This window comes from Methylorubrum pseudosasae (assembly GCF_029504475.1).
Taxonomy (GTDB): domain Bacteria; phylum Pseudomonadota; class Alphaproteobacteria; order Rhizobiales; family Beijerinckiaceae; genus Methylobacterium; species Methylobacterium extorquens.
Window position 1 is genome coordinate 23,242 of sequence record NZ_JAQGDU010000004.1, and the last position, 6,404, is coordinate 29,645.

Here is a 6,404-nt window from a genome sequence, read left to right on the forward strand (position 1 = left end):
AATGCATAACATCAGGCTTCTAAAAGAAGTAGCAGAAGGTAGATATAGGGAGATCGAAGGCATATACTATGATGATTTTGAAGTTGGATCGATAATCGAACATAGGCCAGGGCGGACTGTTTCTGACGCCGATAATACTTGGCAATCTTTGCTAAGTCATAATAATCACCCGTTGCACATCAATGAGCATTACGCATCGCAGACAGAGTTCGGGAAAATAGTTGTTTCAAGTCTTGTTACGCTATCTATAGTTGGCGGACTAAGCACTAGGTCAACAAGCGGCGTATCAATAGCAAATCTTGGCTGGAATAATATAAGATTAGTCTCTCCGGTATTTGTAGGAGATACAATATATGCTGAAACCGAGATTGCTTCCAAAAGGCTGTCTACTTCTAGGCCTGGTGTCGGTATCGTCGAGTTTAACACAAGGGGACTCAAGGCAGACGGTACAATTTTCATGACGTTCAACCGATCAGCTCTGATACCGTTGTGTGGAAATCCATGATGGGTGTTAGGCTCTCGGTAGTGAACTCATAATGGTCGCTGCGATCGACCTGTGCCGTTGTTAGTCCTTCAGGCGGGGAAGATTGTGGATGGCGCAGTTTGACCCGTCGGATGCGGAGTGCACGACGATCGAGCCAATTATGCCGATGGATGTGCTTGGCAAGGAACGTGCCGCCCCCTGGGTCAATATCCCGGGGGGCTATGGGGCGCCGCACACGACGTGCAGAAACACCCTCTGGCGCTGCCGCAAACGCGGGATCTGGGATCGTCTTCTGATCGATTTCTCCGTCGTGAAGGCGCATCGCTGCGCAGCCGGTTCAAGGGGGGCGCACATTTCAGGCCATCGGCCGTTCCCGGAGCAGGTGCGCAGCCAAGATTCATGCGCTCACCGACCCGTTCTACCGCCCGCTCACCTTCTTGCTTACGAGCGGATAGGTCGCGGACTGCAAGGCCGGAGCCTTACTCATCAAGCGCTCGCCCCGGTGCCGCATCGTGCTCGCCGACAAAGGCTACGACAACGACGCTATCCGGCAGCAGATCGAGGCGACGGGAGCCGTTCCCAACATCCCACCGAAATTCAACTGGGCAGTGGAAGCCGTGTTTCTCGCCGGGCCTCTACAAGGGCCTCAAATCCATCGAGCGCATGTTCGGCCACTTCAAGGACTTTCGTCGCATTATCACGCGATCCGACAGGCTAGCTACCAGCTAGCTAGCCACCGTCCGCATCGTATAGACTGTCAGCTAGAAGTTATGAGCCCGAAACCTAAGTGATTTTAAGACAAATATCGGATTAGGATTTTAGAATGAATGAACTCAAATACTTGGACGGAGATCGGCTGTGGGCATGTGCCGATATTCCAGATATTATTTCAGACGCTATCGGTAAATTAAAGGCCAACCAGGGATGGGAGGATTCACCTCAACATCGACTTAGGTTAAAAAATGATTGGTCGTCTTGCGAGTACGGCGCTGTTTTATGCTTAAGTAAGAGCCTAGAACTGTTTTTAGTAAAAGCAGGAATTTATTCAGTTGAAGAGTCGATGGATACTGCTGAAAAACTTAGACCCAGAGCCCCTTCTCTTAGAGCAACGGCTTCGATTATGTGTGCGACAACAGGGCGCTTACTTGCCCTAATGGATGGAGGGGCATTGACTGCAATCAAGTGCTCTGTTCTTGCCGGAACAATATTAGAATTATATAGTAGCCGCAAGACCCCTCGCATTACTATATATGGCGCTGGCGAAGTTGCAAAATCCATTATTAGGGGTGTGTTGTCTGTCACCAAGGTTGAATCCATAACAATAATTTGTCGGTCCAAAAATAGCTTTGACAGGATCAAGGCCGACATCACTTCTTTCTATCCAGATGTATTCTTTTCCTTTGAAGAATTCATGCAAAATGACAATCGAGCAACTGATGCAGATATTGTCTTTACCGCAACGTCGTCGGATAAAAATGTTATAATGAAGGCCGAAAATTTTCGAAGAGCCGAATTAATATGCTGTATGGGGCAGTATTCTAGTGATAATAGAGAGTTTGACGACTCATTTCTAAATAGCACCCGAAGTATTATAGTCGATGATTGTGAAGTTGCGATCACTATGGCCGGCCTAGATAATTGTCACCTTGTGAGCCTTCAAGCTGATGTAAGGCTGCAGAGGATTGAAAAGCTGCCTCGTCAAGTATTATTCTTTTCAGTTGGCAGTGCATCTTGGGACATGCTTGTTGTAAGTCACTTACTAAAGTCGATTAGTTTTGAGTGTTAATTAATCTCCAAACTACGATTCAAGCTCTGGAGAAAGCACATGGCTGAGATATATATAAACAGCGTTTCCAGTACTGCATATAATATTACATTAGCGAAATCTAGCGACATACTATATCTTTTGAGATCTTACTTATCAGCAGGAATAGAGTTAAATGCTTCGGTGATTATATGCGTAAGGTCGATATTTGATTGTATTGTTGGGATGTTCGTTTCGAATAAGAAGGTTTATATTGCAAGGCATGGTGGATGTCGAGTTGGCTTTATGCAAACTAATATCAAGTCTGATCATACAGCTGTTATGTATGTTTATGTCGATCCGGCTTTCAGGCGCATGGGAATCGGCAAAGCTTTCATGAAAAAAGCTGAGTGTATAAGCATAAATAATGGAGCTGCCGTCTGGCTAAGTAGTAAAAACGATAATATAAGTGCCCATGAATTTTATCGCCACAACGGGTTTACTCCAGTCGTGGGCAAGAAGTATACAAAATTTATCAAAGCCTCTTCGCGATAAGCATAATATATAAAGATAAATATCTATCATGTATTGGAGATAACGATATGCAGCCTATTCACAGTAGCGACGATGGTTACCTTCTCAGGTTTCACTTGAGCGAGGGGGAGGGAGTAAGAAGTAAATTAGAATATTTAAATGATAAGCTTTTCTCTCAGACTGCGTTTAACCGTTATCCTGACCCGGAATGCAGAAAGCTTAAGCAAAGAATTTCAGTTAAACATAGTGTGGGAGTAAACAACGTGTTCGTCGGCAATGGCCTCGACGAAGTAGTTTTGATGTTATGTCTAAGTGAGCTACAACCAGGAAAGGCTTCTTTATCTTTCCAGGCGGCTTTTCCTGGATACCGCTTTTCAACAGAGGTTGTTGGAGCAAACGCCATACAGGTAGCTCTCTCTGAGTATCATGTCGATGTGGATACAATTTTATCGGCGTTCAACAGCGACGTTCGTATTATTTTTATTTGTAATCCTTTAAACCCATGTGGAACGCTAATTGGGTGTGGCGAGCTAGAAAGACTGTTGAAGAGCTTGCGGAGTGAGGATACTATAGTCGTCGTCGACGAGGCGTATATTGAATTCGCGGGAGAGGAAGAGTATTCAGTTTCAAAGTTGATTAAGTTATATCCGAATTTAGTTATGCTTAGGACTTTTTCTAAAGCGTTTGGGCTTGCGGGCCTGAGAGTAGGTTATGCAGTTGGGTCCGAGAAGCTAATCGCGCGACTCTCAGTCACAGCACGCTGTCTTCCTTTTCGCGTGAGCTCGGTCGCGCAAGCAGCTGCACTTTTGGCGCTCGATCAGGACACATCCTTGGAACAAGTTATATCTCGTACTCGAGAATGGATAACTAGAATTGAGGGCGACCTTGCACTATCGAGTAAATTCAAATATATAAAATCATGCACTAATTTCGTCTTTATTCGTCCTAACGATGCGGGTTGGTTTAGCGAAGTAATCGATAGTCAAAAGGCTAGGGTTAGATGCTGTTCATCGTTCGGTCATGCCGGGTGGTACCGTGTATCGGTCGCATCTGAAGAAGAATGTGTCCGACTATTGGCCATAATCCGCGGATAAATCCGGAATCCTGTTTTTGCTGCGCTCAGGCTTGCTCTGGGAAATGTTGCCTCCCGAGATGAGTTGCGGCTGGGGGGATGAGTTGCTGGCGCCGCTTGCGCTACTGGCAGGAGGCAGGTGTTTGGGTGCAACTGCATCAGGTGCTGCTGGAGCGGCTGTACGCGGCCGGGCAGATCGACTTGAGCCGGACCGGTCTGGACAGTGCGTCTGTCCGGGCCAAAAAGTGGGCTCTACCACCGGCCCGAACCTGCTGGGACCAAGGTTTCCTCGACATATCCGCGGAAGCAGGCTCCGGTCATCAGCACGTCGAAAAGGGCGGTACCCATCACTTGGCTTTGCTGTACATTATGCTATAGCTAAGCCATGACTAGCCGACACGCCATCGTAGTCCGGTTCTGGTGGCGCGCTCCTTAGCGCGGCACGTCATTCCCTCATGACCCATGCCGCTAATTCTGACGGCTAGGTTATGATCTTCCTTCCGATCAGTGGCAGCGGCTCCCAAAGCAGAGGAGCTCATCCATGTTATCAGCCACGACTCACACGCCTATCATCCTTACTGGTGACCGCCCCACCGGGCCATTGCACCTTGGACACTACGCCGGTTCGCTCCGGAACCGGCTTGCCTTGCAGGCCACGCATACCCAATACGTACTTATCGCTGATACGCAGGCTTTGACCGACAATGCCGCTGACCCAGGCCGTATCTGTCGAAACGTTTTAGAGGTAGCCTACGACTACCTCGCCATCGGGATCGACCCCTCGCTCTCGACAATCTGCGTACAATCAGCGCTGCCCGCTCTGGCAGAGTTGACGTTGCTTTATCTCAACTTTGTTACTGTCTCTCGCTTGGAACGTAACCCGACTATCAAGGACGAAATTCAAGCGCGCGGTTTCGGGCGGGACATTCCGGCAGGCTTTCTATGCTATCCGGCTGCGCAGGCAGCAGATATCACCGCTTTTCGGGCAACCCTGGTCCCGGTAGGAGAGGATCAAGCCCCTATCATCGAGCAGACTAACGAACTGATCCGTCGTCTTAATCGGCAAGCAGGTAAAGAGCTCCTACCGGAGGCAAAGGCGTTGATCCCAGAGATTGGACGCCTGCCAAGCATAGACGGCCGAGCGAAAATGAGCAAATCCCAGGGCAACGCTCTCCTGCTCTCGGCTAGCGACGCAGAAATCGAAGTAGCAGTGCAGCGCATGTACACCGACCCCGACCATTTAAGAGTGAGCGACCCTGGTCGTGTTGAGGGGAACGTGGTATTTACTTACCTCGACGCGTTCGATCCAGACTTTCAGGCCGTTGCAGATCTTAAACTGCACTACCGGAGGGGCGGGCTTGGCGACGCCGCTCTTAAGCGGCGGCTGACTGGCATCCTGCAAGCACTTATCGCACCAATTCGCGAGCGCCGTACGGAAGTAACGCGAGCGCCAAATCTCGTCATGGACATGCTACGCGACGGCACGGCGAAGGCGAACGCGGTGACGCAAAAAACCAAGCACGAAATTATGGACGGACTAGCGTTGTTCAGTCTTTCTCGTTGAGTAATTTCGAAATAGATCCAAAAAATTTTGCCAGCCTCTGAACTTAAGCGCGCGGTAACGCTCCCTATTACCCACATCAGGCTTGACGCCCCGGGGACGTTGCGCGACCTGCTCGTACGTGATTCACTGAGTTGCACTAGATCCCCTAGAGGACGAGGTGCGCTATGAACTCTGCCGAGCAGTGTTAGCGGGAGGATGAACTCCCCGCGTGCACCTTCAGCGATGCGCGCACGGGGCAAAGGCTGCATCGCCTCGTCGCACAGATGGATCGCAGCCTCGGTGCCAGCCTGCCGTTCGAAGGCAGCGTATCGGTTCTTCGGCAGCCAGCGCGTCAGCGAAGCCCAGACCCCCTCAGGTCACTTCGCGGCGACGCGTGAGCGCGTCTGTGCCAGCGACAGCCCCGTGCTGGTTCTGCAAGACACGACCGATTGGCAGAAAGGCAAGGTCTGCTCCCCACCGATTTTGTTCTCTAATGAGTCAATGGGCGGCAGCTCAATCCAGAGCGTTCGACGCTTTCGGGTGCCTGCGTTCTCTACGTGCTCGTGCGGCACTTGATGGGGTCAGCTGGGTGCAAAGCGGCTCGGTTGAAAGCGCAGTCGGCGCAAGGCCGCATGCTACAGAATCGGCGCCATCTTCTGCTCCCTCCCTCGGGCGTCGCTCCCGCTCGGGAGCTCGGTTCGGCCTCCTGTCCGGTGATGTCAGCCGCTACGCAGGTCGGAACTCGGTGCCCTGCCGCAGCATCGCGTGCATGATGATCGCTAGCCGGCGCGCGAGAGCGATGCGGGCCTTGCGCATCGTAGAGCGCTTCGCGATGGCCAGAGCCCAAGCCTTCAGCTTCAGGGGCTGCCTGCAGCGCGTCAGCATCACGTTGGCGGCTTCGTACAGCAGCGTTCTGACCCGCCGGTCGCCGCACTTCGAGATGCTACCGGTGTAGTCGACCTCGCCCGATTGGTAGCGTCGCGGAACAAGGCCAAGATACGGACCGACGTCGCGGGAGCGCCTGAAG

The 6,404-nt window shown here is 51.0% G+C and carries 6 protein-coding genes and 2 pseudogenes; 7 read left to right on the plus strand and 1 reads right to left on the minus strand.

All coding sequences use genetic code 11. From position 1 onward, the window contains the following. Window position 1: 1 nt before the first annotated feature. The 7 genes and pseudogenes from M2437_RS26565 to trpS all read left to right on the plus strand — a co-directional run bounded on the left by M2437_RS26565 (window position 2) and on the right by trpS (window position 5,398). Window positions 2-505: a MaoC family dehydratase gene (locus M2437_RS26565; RefSeq protein ID WP_253389725.1), complete on the plus strand. Its 504-nt coding sequence runs from the start codon at window positions 2-4 to the stop codon at window positions 503-505. A gap of 88 nt (window positions 506-593) precedes the next feature. After that, window positions 594-1,213, plus strand: a pseudogene (locus M2437_RS26570) (IS5 family transposase). Between the two features lie 94 nt (window positions 1,214-1,307). After that, window positions 1,308-2,270, plus strand: coding sequence for a hypothetical protein (locus tag M2437_RS26575; RefSeq protein WP_277570436.1), 963 nt, complete (start codon window positions 1,308-1,310; stop codon window positions 2,268-2,270). A 39-nt stretch (window positions 2,271-2,309) separates the two neighbouring features. Beyond that, window positions 2,310-2,783, plus strand: coding sequence for a GNAT family N-acetyltransferase (locus tag M2437_RS26580; protein WP_253389744.1), 474 nt, complete (start codon window positions 2,310-2,312; stop codon window positions 2,781-2,783). 47 nt (window positions 2,784-2,830) lie between these two features. Next, the gene (locus M2437_RS26585; protein ID WP_253389743.1) at window positions 2,831-3,856 is read left to right on the plus strand and encodes a pyridoxal phosphate-dependent aminotransferase; all 1,026 of its coding nucleotides are present in this window, start codon (window positions 2,831-2,833) and stop codon (window positions 3,854-3,856) included. Between the two features lies 1 nt (window position 3,857). Continuing rightward, window positions 3,858-4,103 (plus strand): annotated as a pseudogene (locus M2437_RS26590) (transposase); the annotation flags it as partial. Between the two features lie 272 nt (window positions 4,104-4,375). Further along, on the plus strand, window positions 4,376-5,398 hold the full coding sequence (gene trpS, locus M2437_RS26595) for a tryptophan--tRNA ligase (RefSeq protein WP_253389742.1): 1,023 nt from the start codon (window positions 4,376-4,378) through the stop codon (window positions 5,396-5,398). Window positions 5,399-6,103: 705 nt separating this feature from the next. Here the strand turns inward: trpS and M2437_RS26600 are convergent. Then, window positions 6,104-6,404, minus strand: a 301-nt coding sequence (locus M2437_RS26600) for a transposase (protein WP_499007241.1), incomplete at its 5' end; no start/stop codon positions are given.